The 15,747-nt window shown below is 62.8% G+C and carries 12 protein-coding genes; 2 read left to right on the top strand and 10 right to left on the bottom strand.

Annotation, left to right across the window (positions count from 1 at the left end; translation table 11 throughout):
* Positions 1-44 precede the first annotated feature (44 nt).
* Positions 45-1,541: a cryptochrome/photolyase family protein gene (locus ACIQWO_RS01250; RefSeq protein ID WP_402818180.1), complete on the bottom strand. Its 1,497-nt coding sequence runs from the start codon at positions 1,539-1,541 to the stop codon at positions 45-47.
* Between the two features lie 91 nt (positions 1,542-1,632).
* On the opposite strand from ACIQWO_RS01250, the gene ACIQWO_RS01245 reads away from it, so the two are divergent.
* Entirely contained in the window at positions 1,633-2,097 is a 465-nt protein-coding gene (locus ACIQWO_RS01245) for a hypothetical protein (RefSeq protein ID WP_402818177.1), read from the top strand.
* A gap of 293 nt (positions 2,098-2,390) precedes the next feature.
* Here ACIQWO_RS01245 and ACIQWO_RS01240 read toward each other — a convergent pair whose 3' ends face one another.
* The 9 genes from ACIQWO_RS01240 to ACIQWO_RS01200 form a co-directional block, all read right to left on the bottom strand.
* Positions 2,391-2,900, bottom strand: coding sequence for an MgtC/SapB family protein (locus ACIQWO_RS01240; RefSeq protein WP_402818174.1), 510 nt, complete (start codon positions 2,898-2,900; stop codon positions 2,391-2,393).
* Between the two features lie 25 nt (positions 2,901-2,925).
* On the bottom strand, positions 2,926-4,056 hold the full coding sequence (gene dinB, locus ACIQWO_RS01235) for a DNA polymerase IV (RefSeq protein WP_402818171.1): 1,131 nt from the start codon (positions 4,054-4,056) through the stop codon (positions 2,926-2,928).
* 81 nt (positions 4,057-4,137) lie between these two features.
* Positions 4,138-4,932: a hypothetical protein gene (locus ACIQWO_RS01230; RefSeq protein WP_402818168.1), complete on the bottom strand. Its 795-nt coding sequence runs from the start codon at positions 4,930-4,932 to the stop codon at positions 4,138-4,140.
* Positions 4,933-5,065: 133 nt separating this feature from the next.
* Positions 5,066-6,070 (bottom strand): CaiB/BaiF CoA transferase family protein, encoded by a 1,005-nt coding sequence (locus tag ACIQWO_RS01225; protein WP_402818165.1) that lies wholly within the window; start codon positions 6,068-6,070, stop codon positions 5,066-5,068.
* A 218-nt stretch (positions 6,071-6,288) separates the two neighbouring features.
* Positions 6,289-7,581, bottom strand: coding sequence for a CaiB/BaiF CoA transferase family protein (locus ACIQWO_RS01220; protein ID WP_402818162.1), 1,293 nt, complete (start codon positions 7,579-7,581; stop codon positions 6,289-6,291).
* A gap of 3 nt (positions 7,582-7,584) precedes the next feature.
* Entirely contained in the window at positions 7,585-9,630 is a 2,046-nt protein-coding gene (locus ACIQWO_RS01215; protein ID WP_402818159.1) for an aconitase family protein, read from the bottom strand.
* A gap of 128 nt (positions 9,631-9,758) precedes the next feature.
* A complete protein-coding gene (locus ACIQWO_RS01210; RefSeq protein WP_402818156.1) occupies positions 9,759-10,835 on the bottom strand; it encodes an ABC transporter substrate-binding protein in 1,077 nt (358 codons plus the stop codon).
* 222 nt (positions 10,836-11,057) lie between these two features.
* A complete protein-coding gene (locus ACIQWO_RS01205; RefSeq protein ID WP_402818153.1) occupies positions 11,058-12,032 on the bottom strand; it encodes a LysR substrate-binding domain-containing protein in 975 nt (324 codons plus the stop codon).
* A 655-nt stretch (positions 12,033-12,687) separates the two neighbouring features.
* Positions 12,688-14,277 carry an ABC transporter permease gene (locus ACIQWO_RS01200; protein WP_402818150.1) on the bottom strand — a complete coding sequence of 530 codons (1,590 nt, stop codon included), beginning with the start codon at positions 14,275-14,277 and terminating at the stop codon, positions 12,688-12,690.
* Between the two features lie 337 nt (positions 14,278-14,614).
* Here ACIQWO_RS01200 and ACIQWO_RS01195 point away from each other — a divergent pair, with 337 nt between their 5' ends.
* A complete protein-coding gene (locus ACIQWO_RS01195; RefSeq protein ID WP_402818147.1) occupies positions 14,615-15,724 on the top strand; it encodes an ABC transporter ATP-binding protein in 1,110 nt (369 codons plus the stop codon).
* Positions 15,725-15,747 lie beyond the last annotated feature (23 nt).

The following is a 15,747-nucleotide window of genomic DNA, read 5'->3' as shown; positions in this document are numbered from 1 at the left end:
AAAAAGTTGACCGGGGTATACACGTATCGGGGTAAACCGGGGACCTAGTCCTCTTCGTCGCTGCCTGCAGGCCGGGATGAGACCGCTGGCGTCTTGACGACCGCGTACCTCGCCAGCGTCTCCTTGCGCGCCACGTCGTGGGCCACCACCGGTTGCGGGTAATCGCGTCCGAGCGTCACGTTGGCGTCGGCCAGCGTCTGTGCGTCGGCGCGCCAGGGCGCGTGGATAGCCTTGTCGGACAGGTTCGCCAGCTCAGGCACGTACTTCCGGATAAAGCGCCCCTCCGGGTCAAACTTTTCGGACTGGGTAATCGGATTGAAGATGCGGAAGTACGGTTGGGCGTCGCACCCGGTGGAAGCGGCCCATTGCCATCCGCCGTTGTTCGCGGACAAATCGAAATCGTTCAGTTGACGCGCGAAATACGCCTCGCCGCGGCGCCAGTCGATGCCGAGATCCTTGACCAGAAAGCTGGCCGTCACCATGCGCAGCCTGTTGTGCATATAGCCGGTCTGGTTGATCTGGCGCATGGCCGCGTCGACCAGCGGATAGCCCGTACGGCCCTCGCACCACGCCTTGAAATCGGCATCCGCCGCATCACCCGTGGCCCACTCAATGGCGTCGTATGCCGGTTTGAACGCGTTACCGACGACCGCCGGGTGATGATGCAGGATCATGAAATAGAACTCGCGCCAGATCAGCTCGCTCAGCCATGTTTTCGCGCCGTTGCCCGCGTCCCCGCCCTTGAGCATCGCAGCGTGCGCCTCCCGGGCTAAAGTCCGGATCGACACCGTGCCGAAGCGCAGATGCACGGACAAATAGCTCGGACCGCGCACCGCAGGGTAATCGCGCCGTTCGTGATAGTGCGCCATGCGCGGCAGGAAATCGTCCAGCAACTGCTTTGCGCCGGACTCGCCCGCAGCAATGGCCATGCGGCGTGTGTCCGGCACGTCGAAGCCCAGCGATGCCATCGACGGCACCTCTCCAGCGCCATGCGACGGCTTTGCAAGCCGGTGCCAATCCGCCTTCCGTCCGTGGGGCGCGAGGTCGACCAGACGCACCTGCTTCAGCCAGGCGCGCGAGTACGGTGTGAAGACACTGTACGGCTCACCCTGCGCCGTCAGAATCTCGCTCATGTCGAAAATCACCTGATCCTTGACCGTCTCGAAGGCAACGTCCAGGGCCTCCAGCGAGCGTGCGACCGAACGGTCCCGTTTGACCGCGTCCGGCTCGTAATCCCGCCCGGTAAAGACAGCCTGCACGCCGAGCGACTTCGCCAGTGCGGGAATCTCCTCGGTCGGGTCGCCGTGCCGGACGATCAGCCCGCCCCCCATGTCCGCCAACGTTTGCGCCAATTCGCTCACGCTATCGTGGATGAACGCGACGCGTCGGTCGTCTCGCGGTAATCCGCCAAGAACTGTCGTATCGAAGACGAACACGACGGACACTTCACCGCAGGTCGCAAACGCCTGTGCCAGCGTCGCGTTGTCGGTACAGCGCAGATCGCGCCGCAGCCATACCAACCCTTTTTGAAATTCGCTCATGTCTGATTGGCGCCGCAGGGACGCGCCGGATCCGTCAAATCCCGTACCATAGCGAGATCGTGGACTTTACGCCATCGGCCTCGATTACCTCATGACTCGGAAGTTTCCGATTTTGGCTTTTCCCCGCCGCGCAGCCCCGGTGCTGTGTTCCCTTGCCATCGTTGCGATGCTCGCTGCTTGTGCCGCCCCCTCGGGCCCTCGTGCGAACGCGAACACCTCGTCGGCACAACGCCCCGCGGCTGTCGATCCAGCCACGTTGCGCGAGCGTCATCTGGCCGCTGCAGACGCGGCTGCGGATCAGTACCGCACCTGTCTGTATGGCCACGTCGCGCGCTACGTGAATCTGGTACCCGACCCGATTCGACTGGCCGACGAAGCCGCCACTGAATGCGCCCCGATTACCCAACGCTTCCATCGCGAACGTCAGGCGGCCATCGTGACGTACACCTCCCCTGCAGATGCCGCACAGCAAGCCGACGCTGCGACGCTCTCCCTACAGGCTGACGGATTGCGGGTGGCCCGTGCCAGGGCGACGGAGTTGCGTGCGCTTCAATGACGCAACGCGCGTGGCGTCACGCTTCAAACGCCTGGAAGAAAGTTGGTCGCTAGAGTGGGCGTCGATTACGTAGTCACCCGAACGTGCTTTCCCTAATCGGGCAAGCCCCGATTGGCGAAAGATGTTCCGGTGACCAAAATGAAATCGCCCTCTTACGTCCTTTTGGGGGTACTGCGACAACGTCATTTGCCCGCTTCGGCGGGCATTTTTCTTCGGTATCCGCAGGAATTTGCCCTATGACGTCGAGGGCGAGGAGGCAACGATGTGTGTCTTCTGTATCAACCACGTGGATGTCACTTGCCGTCGTGCCCATGCTGCGCCGACGCGTCCTCGTCCTTCGAGTCCTTCGCCGGTTCGTCGTGCCCCAGCCAGCGGTGCGCGAGCGATTCGATACGCCCGCCGATTGCCAGCACGATAAGTAGCAAGACCATCGCGACAAGGGCGATATGCCAGCGGCCCAGCCCACAGATGATGCCGATGCCTGTGGTGCTCCACAGCGCTGCCGCCGTGGTGAAGCCATGCACCGAGGAACCGCGACTCGGTCGGATGATGCACCCAGCCCCAAGGAACCCGATCCCCGCCACAATGCCCTGCACAACCCGGCCCACGGACGAGCCGTCGTAAGTCAGAGTTGTTCCCGGAAACGGCACGACGGCAAGCACGAACAACGCGGATCCGAACGACACAATGGCGAGCGTTCGCAAACCGACCGACTTGTGGTGCAAATTGCGATTGAGCCCGACCAGTCCGCCGAGAATCAATGCCGCCGTGAGCCGTAATGTGACTTCGATGATCTCCGCCATCCCTCACCTCGCTCGTCTATGCGATCTAAGTTTCCGATGACGCATTATCGCCTGATGCGGGCGATGTGAGGGAGGCCCCGTCATCCCAGTCGTCGAACAGGCGCAACTGACGTGTCGCCTGCGCTTCGAGCAACCGCACCCCAACGCCCATCAATCGCACCGCACGCCGCTTGCGTCCCACGGCTTCCGCTAGCAGCTCACGGCATTGCGCCGGATCGACGCCCAATGCGCCTGCCTCGGCCGTCGTCCGTGAGAAATCGGCAAATCGTATCTTCACGAAGACCTTCGCGATCGCCAACGGCTCGCTACGGCGCGCGCGCCCGATTCGCTCGGACAACTGATGAAGCAGAGGCTCCAGCGCCGTTTCGCACTCCGCCAGCGTGCGCAGGTCGCGCGTGTAGGTCGTCTCGACGCTGATCGATTTTCGCTCGCGATCCGGGCTGACCTCGCGGGTGTCGATGCCACGACAGCGCTCGAACAGCCGCTGCCCGAACACGCCGAAACGCTCGGTCAGATCGGCCATCGAATGGCTGCGTAGGTCACCGCAGGAATCGACGCCCAGCGCCCGCAACTTTTCCGCCGTCACCTTGCCCACGCCAAACAAACGCTCGACCGGCAGTACGGCGACAAAGGCATCGACCTCGGCAGGCCTCACGACGAACATGCCGTCAGGTTTGCGCCAGTCGCTGGCGATTTTGGCGATGAACTTGTTGGGCGCGACGCCAGCCGACACGGTCAACCCGACTTCATCCGCGATACGCGCACGGATCTCACGCGCAATCAACGTGGCCGAACCACCGCAGTGTTCACTGTCGGTAACGTCGAGGTAGGCCTCGTCGAGCGACAACGGCTCGACCAGATCGGTGTAATCGCGATAGATCGCCATGATCCGCTTCGACGCTTCCTGATACCGATGCATCGACGGCGGAATGATGCGCAAGTCGGGACACAATTTCACGGCCTGCGCGGACGGCATGGCCGAACGCACCCCAAAGGCACGCGCTTCGTAATTACATGTCGCCACTACACCGCGCTGATCCGGCTGGCCGCCGACGGCCAGTGGTATCCCGCGCAACGACGGATCGTCCCGCATCTCGACGGAGGCGTAGAAACAATCGGCGTCGCAGTGGATGATCTTGCGCTGAGAGGAGGTCATGGTGGCAGGTGAAAACACTGTGCAAATATACAGCATTCGCGCATTTTTCGCGTTCTATCCGTAACACCACCGCACACCACATCAACGCACTGGCAAAAACTGAAGGAACTGTGCCCCCAGCAAGTTCTGCACATAGCCGATCCCTGCCCGTCGATATTTCTCGTCCAGCATCTCCGCCAACAGATCCAGTCGCCCGATGATTTTGCCGAACTCCCGTTCGAAGCTCACGTTGCGCACGTCGGCCATTTCGTTGGCCAACAGCAACGGCTTGCCTGCCATGTCCCGGCGACTCCCCAGCAGCCACGCCGCGATCTCCACGTTGCGCGCCGCGTTGTAGATACGCTGCCCATCGAGACCGTCGCTCAGATAGAACACCGTCGTGCCGCCATGCGCCGCGATGATCGTGTCCGAGAGACTGAAGACGAAGGCTGCAACACGGTCGCCGGTGAATGTCGGATCCAGCGACAACGACAGGGCGCGGACATCGCGCAAGTCTTTCAGATCCGCCAAAGTGCGACGCCCCTCAATCGCCGCACGCAACTGCGCCATGGCTTCGGCTTGCGTCGCCGCGCCACCCTTTCGCCATTCGCGGGGATTGCGCTTATAGAGCTTGTCGGCCAGAAGATACAAGCTCTCCAGATTCGCCCGCATGCCCAGCGTCGCCATGCGATTGATATCCGTTTGCGCGAGATCCGCCGTCGTCATCGACGTGGAGCGGACCTTTCCATGATCCACGGGGGCGTCCTGATACGACACGCATCCGGTCAGGATCGCGAGCGTCGGCACGGCGCAGAGAACGGCAACCGTCGCGAGCCGTCGTCGCACGAGTGGGTGAATCTGAGTCGGTGATTGGGGCAAGTCGAACCGTCGGGTCATGAGCATGTCGTTATCGATCAGCAACGACTCTACGCGATGGGCCTCCGGACTTCGCGTCTCCCGACGTCGAAAAATTGTGACATTCGGTAACGTGCCCGCAGTCGTCGAGTCATCCGCCTGGCGACCATCGATGTCATGGCAGCAGCGCCTCGCGCAATTGCGCAAACAGCGGATGCATCATCGCCTCCTCCAATCGGAGCACCGGCGTCACGCAGCAATCGGCATCGGCGAAACGCGCGACCCAGTCGGCTTGCGTCGCGCCCGCAAACACCGCCATCAGTTCAGCACGCAATGCGAGCGCGTCGTCTCCCCCGACCTCCTGTCCAAGCGACCAGTGCCGAGTCTTCCATTCGCTGCGGCCAAGCACATCGCACAACGATTCCCAGAACTTCAGTTCAAGCGCACCGACCGCCATGTACCGGCCGTCCTTCGTGCGATAGACCTGATAGCAGGGCACGCCGCCGTTAAGGAGATCCTTTCCGGCGCGCGACACATGCCCCTGACGATGCATCGCCACCGCAGGTACGACATTCGAGCGAAACACCTCGTGCGTCATCGAAATGTCCAGCCAGCGCCCGCACCCGGTGCGCTGCGCGGCGACCAGCGCGGCCAGCACCTCCTGAACCGCAGCCTGAGCGCCGCCGTACAGATCGCCGATCTGAAAGTTGGGGACGATGGGGGCGTCCCCCGCATCGCAAAGCTGATCGAGTACGCCCGCGTACCCGATGTAGTTGATGTCGTGTCCGGCTGCTTGCGCCATCAACCCTTGCTGGCCGTAACCGGAAATCGACGCCATCACCAGCGACGGCCGCACACGTGCCAGCGCCTCGTACCCGAAACCCAGACGCGCCATCACGCCCGGGCGAAACCCCTCAAGCAGTACATCGGCATGCGTAACGTGGTCGAGGAACGTCTTCCGATCCGCGTCGCTTTTGAGGTCGAGGCGCTCGACAGTCTTACCGCGATTGAGCAGTCGCCAGAAAGCGCTGGGGGGCGCTTCGCCATCGCCCAGCATCATTTCCCGGGCGTAGTCGCCTGCGCCCTTGTCTTCGATCTTGATGACGTGTGCCCCCATTTCCGCAAGACGCAACCCGGCGAGCGGACCGGGCAGCAGACGTGTGAGATCGAGCACCGTCACGCCCGATAACGGCCTATCGGGCTGTTGGGACGGCGACGACAATGGAGACAAGGAAGACGAAGCAGACAATGCAGACGTTTCGCGTGAGTGGGCAGCGTCGAGCGGTTCAGTCATGACAGTCCGGGTGGCGTGTTGGCGGTAGACGTTCATACCGTACCGCGCCCCACCCGGTACCCGCAAGCAGACAACACGCCGACTTCCTTCGGAAAACTCTTATTTCAGCGCGTCCCGCGTTGATTTGCGCTGCCCTTCCAAAAAACGGGACCGGCGGTATCGCCCGCGCCGGATGCATCGTCCGGCGTCGATCCGTCCTCCGGTCCCGCCACCACCCCCTCGTTCAACAGGCGCTCGATCTGGTTATCGGGATACCCCAGATCTCTCAGAATTTCGCTTGTGTGCTCACCCGCCACCGGCAACGCACGCCGCGCGGGCAACCGTTGCCCTGCCATCGTAATCGGCAGCAACGGCACTTGCGTTTGTTCACCCGTTTCCGTCATCAGGTCGCCCAAGCCACCGCTGGCGAGCAAATGCGGGTCGTCGAACAACGCGGCAGGCTGCACGATCGGCGCAAAAGGCAAACCATGACGCTCGAACGCCGCCGCAAGATAGCTGGCGTCGAAACCCTGCATCATTTCGCGCAACAACGGGAGCAACCAGTCACGTGCCCTCACGCGGTCATTGTTCGTGGACAGTCGCGGGTCGTCCGCCAGATCGTGACGGCCAAATACGTCGCAGAAAATGCGCCACTGCGTATCGCTGACGACGGCGAGGAAAATCTGCACACCGTCGCGCGCAGCAAAGACGTCGTAAATACCCCACGCGGATACACGCGCGGGCATCGGGTCGGGCGCCACCCCCGTCACTGCGTACTGTTGCATGTGCTGTGCCGCGAGCAGTACGCAATTCTCGAAGAGCGCGCCTTGCACTTCCTGCCCGCGTCCCGTGGACTTTCGCTCGTAGAGTGCGGCCAACGCAGCCAGCGCACCGAACACACCGCCCATGATGTCGTTGACCGATGTCCCCGCACGCAACGGTTGGCCCGGGGGGCCCGTCATGTACGCAAGTCCCGCCATCATCTGCACGACCTCGTCCAACGCAGTGCGCGTAGCGTAAGGCCCTGGCAGAAAACCCTTCAGCGAAACGTAGACCAGCGCCGGATTCAACCGTGACAGCGTGGCGTAGTCGAGTCCGATTTGCCGCATCCGCCCGGGCTTGAAATTCTCCGTCACCACGTCCGAAGTACTGATGAGCCGCAGTATCAACTCTCGCCCTTCGGGCCGCGTGACGTCCACGACCAGGCTCCGCTTGTTGCGATTGAAGGCACGGAAAAAGCCCGCACCGGTTCCCAGCAGATGACGCGTGGCGTCGCCACCGATGGGCTCCACTTTGATGACATCGGCCCCGAGGTCGCCCAGCACCATGCCGCACGCCGGCCCCATGACCATGTGTGAGAATTCCACGACACGAATACCTTGTAACGGCGTCGGTGCCGCAGAGGTGACATCCGGCATCTGCTACCCTCCCCTGCCCGCGTGCGACGCCCCTCCGCCCCCCCGGCCCGGCGCAGCAAGCGTGCCGGGGTGAGAGACCGGATGAGACGTAAATCCATCGCGTTGTAATTGATCGAAACCCACGATATATCCCGCCAAAGCGCTCGCGGCCACGGTAGCCGGGCTGCCGAGCCACATCTGGCCGGGTCCGGAACGACCGGGGAAATTGCGATTCTGGGCGCTGATGACCACCTCGTCCGACGTTTTGGAAACGCCCGGCCCCGCGTTGACACATGCACCGCAACCAGGCGAGAGCATCGTCACACCTGCCGCCTTGAAAACGTCCGCATACCCCTGCGCCTCGCACCATGCGCGCACGTCTTCGCTGCCGTATTGCAGGTAGAAGCGCACGCCGTCCGCGACGCGATGCCCTTGCGTCAATCCCCACGCAAGGACGTCATGACAGGCCCGCAGATCGTCGCGCTTGCTGCCGGTGCACGACCCGCCGTAAGCAATATCGATAGCGACCTCTGCAGACAAATCCGCCAGCGCGATGCCGTTGCCCGGATCTCCGGGACTCGCCACCATCGCGCCCAGCGACGCGCAATCGATCTCAATGACATGGGCGTACGATGCTTGCGGATCACTGTCCATCCACGCGTCGAGCGTGAAGTCGATGCCGCGCCGCTCACGCAGGTAACGGACAGTCTCTGCGTCCGGCACCACCAGTCCGGTGAGTCCGCCGATTTCGGCGACCATGTTGGTGAGCGTCGCACGCTCGTCGGTCGACAGGTGCGCAACGGCTTCACCAGCGAACTCGATGATCTGCCCGATGGCACGTCCGTCGCGAATGTAGGGAAGGTGAAGAAGGTGCAACGCAAGATCTTTCGCGCCGACGCCCGCAGGCAAGCGCGAGCGCAGATGCACAAGGCACGTGCCAGGCACAGCAAGTCGTGCGTCCCCGGTGAGCCATGCATTCGCCATTTCGGTCGCACCGACACCGAAGGCGAACGCACCGATGGCACCACAATGCGGTGTGTGCGAATCGGTACCGACAATCACCTGTCCCGGCAACGCATAGCGCTCAAGCATCAACGCGTGGCAGATGCCCTCCGAACCTCCCGCTGCGGCGCGGCCGTGCAGGCGCAGTCCGTGCTGGGCGCAAAACTCGCGCTGTACCGTGCCAAGACGTCGTGCGGCGTCCAAGATTTGCGGGGGCCGACTGCCATCGGCGGAGACGGCATCGAGATGCGTCAGATGATCTTCAAAGCACAGCACCGAAGCGACGTCGCGTAGCGCAGGTATCTCGTCGCCATAGGCGTGGCGCAGGAAACTCACCGCCATCGGCGTCACGTATTCATGAGAGAAGCGCCAGTCTGCGGGGACGAACACTGCGTCTCCCGCCCGTACGCGCGCAACGCCCAGCGCTCGCGCGATAATCTTTTCTCCGTAAGTCATCGCGCCGGGGGCATGCGCAGGCTGCGGCGGTACGAGATCTCCGGACAACCTTCTCTGCGTATAACCGAATAGCCCACCGCTACGCACGATGGCTTCGGCCAGTGGATCGCAATCTTCGAGAAACGCTTCGATGGGGATCGCCTCGCCGTCCTGCAAACGCTCAGCCAACGTCAGATCGGTCGACATCAGCAGACCGAGGTTCTGACAGTTCTGCGCGTAGATGCGCTCGAAGCTCTCGGCGATCACGATGCGGATACCGGCGCACCGTTCCGCGAACGGGCTGGCTTCACGCGACGACCCCTTACCACGTCGCAGCCCTGCCACGGACAACGCGAAACCGCCTTCGCGCACCGCCTTCTGCGTGACAGGAAACACGCCTGCTGCATCGCTCGAATCGTCATGGCATCGCAACCCTACGTAGACGTAGTCGCCAAGCGATTCGTCGAACGCCAGACAAGCGCGCGCCGGTGTCATTTCGTCGGTGGAAATCTGGTCGCGCAGTGTTCCGGCTTCGGCGCGCGTCAGCGTTTCCCCCGTCAATTGACGGGTCATGGCTTCGGCGCTTGCGCTCAACCACAACACACGGCCGTTCAGTCGCACGGTGGCTTGCATGAGATCGCTCCTCGAATGTTCCCGCATGGGTTCACCCATTTCGATCGCAAGTTACGTGCCGACGCAGCATGCGGCAGCGTGGAAAAAGTGAAGTCATTTCGTCCAAACGCACGTTCGTCGGATAGCGCTCAGGGATATTGGCGATTCGCCTGCGTGGCGAACGCGTTGGTCCAGGTGTCGCCCAACCGGATCTGCGACGGCTTGACCTCCGGCGTGAACGACGCCAGCGCTTTCAATGCAGTCGCAGGGCCATCGGCGGGCATCATGCCGTCCGGGGAAAAGGCTTCGCGACAGTTCGCGAACGCCTTCAGATAGAGCGTCTTGTCACCAAGGAGATAGGGCTCCGGCACCGTTTTGAGCAATTGCGCTGCCGTTGCGTGTTGCAGCCATTTGTCCGCACGCACGATCGCGTTGGCCAGTGCCTGCACCGTACGCGGGTTCTTCTGGATGAAGCTCTGCGGTGCGTACATCACTGCCGCAGGCATCGGACCGCCGAACATTGCGCGGGTACCAGCCTGCGTACGCGTGTCGATGAGTACTTTCACGTCACCCGACTCCTGCAACAACGTCATCATCGGGTCTACGTTGGAAACGGCATCGATCTGTCCGTTGCGGGTCGCCGCGATCACCGTTGCGTTGCTACCCACCCCGACGATGGAGACGTCGGTGGGTTTGAGGCCCGCTTTGGTCAGGGCCACGCTCACCAACATATGCGTACTCGATCCCGGCGCGCTGACACCGACACGCATCCCTTTCAGATCCTTTACAGACTTCACTTCGCTCGCCTTGCTCTTGACGACGCCAAGCACCAGTTGCGGCGCAGCGCCCAGCACAACGAACGATTGGTAAGTCAACCCTTTGGTCTGCATGAGCAGCGTGTGTTCGAACGCCCCAGTGCCGACATCCGCGCTTCCGCCAACGACCGCTTGCAGCGCTTTGGAGCCCCCGGCGAAGTCGTCGATCGTGACGTCCAGGCCTTCGTCCCTGAAGTAACCGAGTTGTTCGGCAATCGTCAGGGGCAGATAGTAGAGGCCGGGCTTTCCGCCCACGGCGATGGTGATCTTCGGTTTTTCGAGAGGTTGAGCCGGTGCAGCGGAGGCTCCCCCGCTCAGGCTGAGTGCTATGAGGCCCAGCGCCATCAGCGTGAGAACGAGAATCAGACGTCCCACGGCTTCGCGCACACGGCGCGCTTCGGCATGTGTCATCGCGTGTCTCCTCCCGCACAATGCGAGATACGGCGCGCCCCGGCTCGTCGGCCGGAATCGCTATCGGCCCCCAGAGCATCCGTCGGCCTAGCGGCGACGGCAAGAGGTGTTTCGGCATGCCAGACATCGCGGTTCACGATGTTTGCCGCGTCAACGTCCCCTTTGACACGGTCTGATGAGGGTTTGCACCCACCAACGAGCGCGTCGTCGTCGCGAGGAAGCTCAGGCGTTTTCCGCCCCCTGGGCGCGTCCGCAATCGTCCGCTATCTCCGTTCCCCCCGGTGTTCCCGTTACGTTACGTGCGCACAAGTGATCGACCAGCATGCGCGACGCAACGGGTAACGCATCGTACCGACGGACGCACACGACCAGTCGCCGCTCGGCCCAGGGATCTGTCAGCGGTACGATGCGCAGCGCCTCCCCGTCCGGCACCTGAGAATAGATGCCTACCGCCTCGCGCGGCGCGATCGCGAGGCCAAGCTGCGCCCTCACCATGCGGCACACCGCTTCGAACGTTGAGACGTGGATTCGGAATTTGACCGTCTTGCCCTGTTCGGCGGCAAGGCGCCGGAAGACGGTGTACATCGCGCTGTCCGGATGCACGCCGATCTGATCGAAGTCGAGCGTTTCGATGAACGCGAGCTGCTCGGCGCAGGCGAGCGGATGATCCCGATGAAGGACCGTGACGATCTGATCGTGGCGATAGGGGAAGACTTCGACGTCGCGGGTGTCGACCGCGTCCCAGCAGATACCGATGTCGGTCGCCCCGTCCGCCACACCGCGTACCACTTGCGCGCTCGTGTGTTCCTCAAGGTCGACCTTCACCCCTTCGTGGCGACGCAGAAAGGCGCCCAGTTCGTCGGGTAATGTTTCGACAATCGAGGAAACGTTGGCAAAGATGCGAATGTGGCCACGTACGCCACTTGTGTACTCGGACAGATCGCCCTGCATCTTCTCAAGACTGCGGAGTACGTTGCGTGCGTGATGCAGCAGCGCCTCGCCCGCCGGCGTCGCCCGCACCCCCCACTTGTGGCGTTGGAGGAGCGCCGAACCGACCAGCGACTCGAGATCGTTGATCCGTTTGCTGACGGCCGACGGCGCAATGAACTCACGCTCGGCTGCCCGGGCAATGCTGCTCTCTTCACAGACAGCGACAAACAGCCGCAACGAGACAAGATCGATCCGCCATAGCGCCATGCCGGTCTCCCGAAGGCACTGCATTGCCAGCGATTTTGCGGCGCGGGTGACAAAAACGCCACTCCGGGCCGCCCCTGACGACACCGGAAAACAACACTTATCCGGCGACCAACGTCCGCCAATCTACGTCTACCTACGTCAACTGATGCCGTCGACGCCATCAAGGCGAATGCCGAAGCGTCCAATAGGGTGCGTAAAGCCTCTGGGGGAAAGGGTTTCGGGCATGCGAGGGTGCGTGACGTCGATGACACGAAACCGACACCGGACCAACAGGTTGCACGCCACCATCGGACGTCTTGCGTCCGGTGAAATGTCCTCGCGTCGGTCCCTCCCAGGACAACCGCCTAGCGCATCGCTCCGGTCAGCAACACGGCACTCCAGCCGCCGTCAGCCGTATTGAGCGGTGCCACCTCGGGCGGTGGTGCCAACGCCAAGGCCATGAACAGCCAACATTTGCAAATGACGATCGCAATCATTTTTGTTGACGCTCAATCATCCCGGCTTAGTTGCCGGGATGATTTGACTATAGTGCGGCGCTATCGGGGCGGCAACTGTGAAACGTCTCTAGATTTGATAAAACGCACGGCGGATGATCGTTCCGCCCCTGTCTTCGATGCGGAATTTTGCGTGAAGAAACCGGCAGACCGATCGCCCCTCAGGCGCGTCGGGCAATGGCCCGGGCCAGCACCAACACCGGTAGCAAGCCCACCAGCACCAGCGTCAGCGCCGGGACAGCGGCTTCGGCGAGCCGTTCGTCAGCGGCGAGATGGCTGGTGACGACGGCGAGCGTATCCATGTTGAACGGCCGCAACGCGAGCGTGGCCGGTAGTTCCTTCATGACGTCGACGAACACCAGCAGGGCTGCCGTCAATACGCTGCCTCGCAACAGCGGTAAATGCACGCGACGCAGCATCGACCAACCGCCCACGCCGAGACTGCGTGCGCTGGCGTCAAGATTGGGCGCGATACGGGCAAATCCCGCGTCGACGCTTTGCAGTGCCGCAGGCAGGAAGCGTACGAGGTACGCATAGATCAGAACGCCGCCCGTACCGGCTAATACCAGCCCGTTTGCCCCGAGCACGTTCCCCATCCATGTATCGAGATGCAGCACAGGGGTGAGAATGCCCAGCGCAATGACCGCCCCTGGAATCGCGTAGCCCACCCCTACGAGGCGTACGGCAATACGCGTGATACGTCCGGGCGCAAGTCGCTGCGCGTAGCCAAGCACGATGGCGAACGCGCACGCGACCACCGCCGCCACCGCCGCCAACCGCACCGTGTTGTAAACCCACTCACCATAGCGTGGCCAAGGCACCTGATCCAGTTCCGAGACAGCCAGGCGCAGCATGATGATCGCAGGCAACGCAAACCCCACGATCAACGGCAGAGCACAACCCGCGGCAGCCAGTACGCCCCGCCACCCGCGCAGTGTCGTTCGGCGTGACGTCGTCAGTGCACGCCCCGGTGCCCCGTAATACCGCAATCGCGTACGGCTACGCGCTTCTGCCATCAGCAAAAGCAGAACAGCGAATAGCAGACATGCCGACAGTTGCGCCGCCGCGACGCGGTCGCCCATCGACAACCAAGCACGGTAGATGCCGGTTGTGAACGTCGGTACCCCGAAGTAGGCCACTGCGCCGTAGTCGGCCAGCGTCTCCATGAGCACGAGCGCGATGCCCGCCACCAGCGCGGGACGCGCTAGCGGCAGCGCCACGCGAAAGAACGCTTGCAACGGTGTGCACCCCAGCGTACGTGCCGCCTCAAAGAAGCGCTGGCTGTGTTCCGCAAATGCCGTACGCGCCAACAGATAGACGTACGGATAAAACGCTCCCGCGAAGACCCATGCCGCGCCGTACCACGAACGAATCTCGGGAAACCACGTCACGCGATCGACGGCCAGCGCTCGACGAAGCGCGCTTTGCACCGGTCCGGCGAATTGAAGGAAATCTGTGTACGCGTAGGCGGTGACATATGCGGGCATGGCGAGCGGCAGAATCAGCGCCCACTCCAGCACGCGACGGCCGGGAAATGCATAGTGAACGACCAGCCACGCAGTACCGACGCCCATCACCAGCACCCCGCCGCTCACGGCCAGCGAGATGCGTAGTGAGTTCAGCGCGTATTCAGGCAGCACCGTATCGAGCATGTGGACAAGCACGGCGCGCGTGTCGGCATCGCCCGCCCCCAGCGCCACCACGATGCCGAACATGGGCACAAGCACGATCAGCGCGGGAATCCATGCCACGAGCCGCCAGCCCAAGACGCTGGCAGAGCGCCAGCCTCGTCTACGATTGCCGAGGTTCGACCATGGGCCAGAAGACAAGTCGGGAGGAACAGAATCGGTGGCGGCGCGTGACTGGGGCGTCGATGACATCGGAACGGTTAAAGTACGTATTGCCTGAGGGAACCGAGAGGTATTCTCCGGTCTAAAGCGTTGCAAATACGTTGTAAATTATACGCATTCGCAACTGCGACTCTGACGCGGCCACTCACGGAAAGTGCCCGCACTTTGCGCAAAGCCGCCGTTCGCTCACCTGACTTCCTCCGCGACCCAGTCCTGACCTACGTTCGTTCCGACGCCAATGCCACTGCCCTATCTGCTGCTCGACCACATCTCCGTCAGTTACGACACCACCGGCCAGACGCATATCGCAGTCCGCGATCTGTCGCTGTCCTTGGCTCGCGGTGAGATCGGCTGCCTGCTGGGTCCGTCGGGATGCGGGAAGACGACCGTGCTTCGTGCGGTGTGTGGTTTCGAGCCGCTGGCTGGCGGCCGGATCGTGCTTGACGGCCACGAAGTCGCCAACGCGCAGTTGAGCGAGCCGCCTGAGCGGCGTCACGTCGGCGTGGTGTTTCAGGACTACGCGTTGTTTCCGCACCTGAACGTCGCGCAAAACATCGGCTTTGGCATTAGCCGCATGGCGCGGGCGGAGCGTCAGACTCGCGTCGAGATGCTGGCCGAGCGGGTCGGTCTGGCGGGCACGTTGAAGAAGTACCCGCATGAACTGTCCGGGGGGCAACAACAACGCGTCGCGCTTGCCCGTGCCTTGGCACCCGCGCCTGCATTGCTTCTCCTTGACGAGCCTTTCTCGAACCTCGACCTCGACCTGCGCGAGCGTCTGGCGGTAGAGGTTCGGGAGATCATTCGTGCCAGCGGTGCGACGGCGATCCTCGTCACGCACGATCAGCACGAAGCCTTCGCGATGGCCGACCGCATTGGCGTCATGCATGCGGGTGCCATCGCACAGTGGTCTCCGGCACGTGAACTCTGGCGGTCCCCGGCCAATCGGGTCGTTGCAGACTTTATCGGGCGCGGCGCGCTCATTCCCGGCACCTTCCGGGGCAACGCGGACGGTGGCGGCATCTCGCTTGAAATTGGAGAAATCTCCGTCTCGCCCACGCTCGCGGACAAGCTGATCCGAAGCGCCGCCCGCGATACCTATCCCGTGAGCGTCGACGTCCTGCTTCGCGCAGACGACATTGCTCACGACCCCGCCAGTCCGTTCGAAGCCACACTCGTACGTCGTGCATTTCGCGGGGCCGATCAGTTGTACACGCTGCGTCTCGCGTCCGGCATCGAAGTAGTCGCGCGGGTCGATGGCGAACTGGGGCACGAGGCGGGCGACCGCGTCGGACTGCGACTGACGGTGCAACATCCGGTGGCATTCGCCGCCGCTCAGGCCGCCATCTGACGGCGGGCGAGTACCACGTCACT

This window comes from Pandoraea sp. NPDC090278 (assembly GCF_044772185.1).
Classification (GTDB): Bacteria; Pseudomonadota; Gammaproteobacteria; order Burkholderiales; family Burkholderiaceae; genus Pandoraea.
The sequence above is the reverse complement of the archived record's forward strand: the minus strand, read 5'-3'. Positions and strand labels throughout refer to the sequence as shown.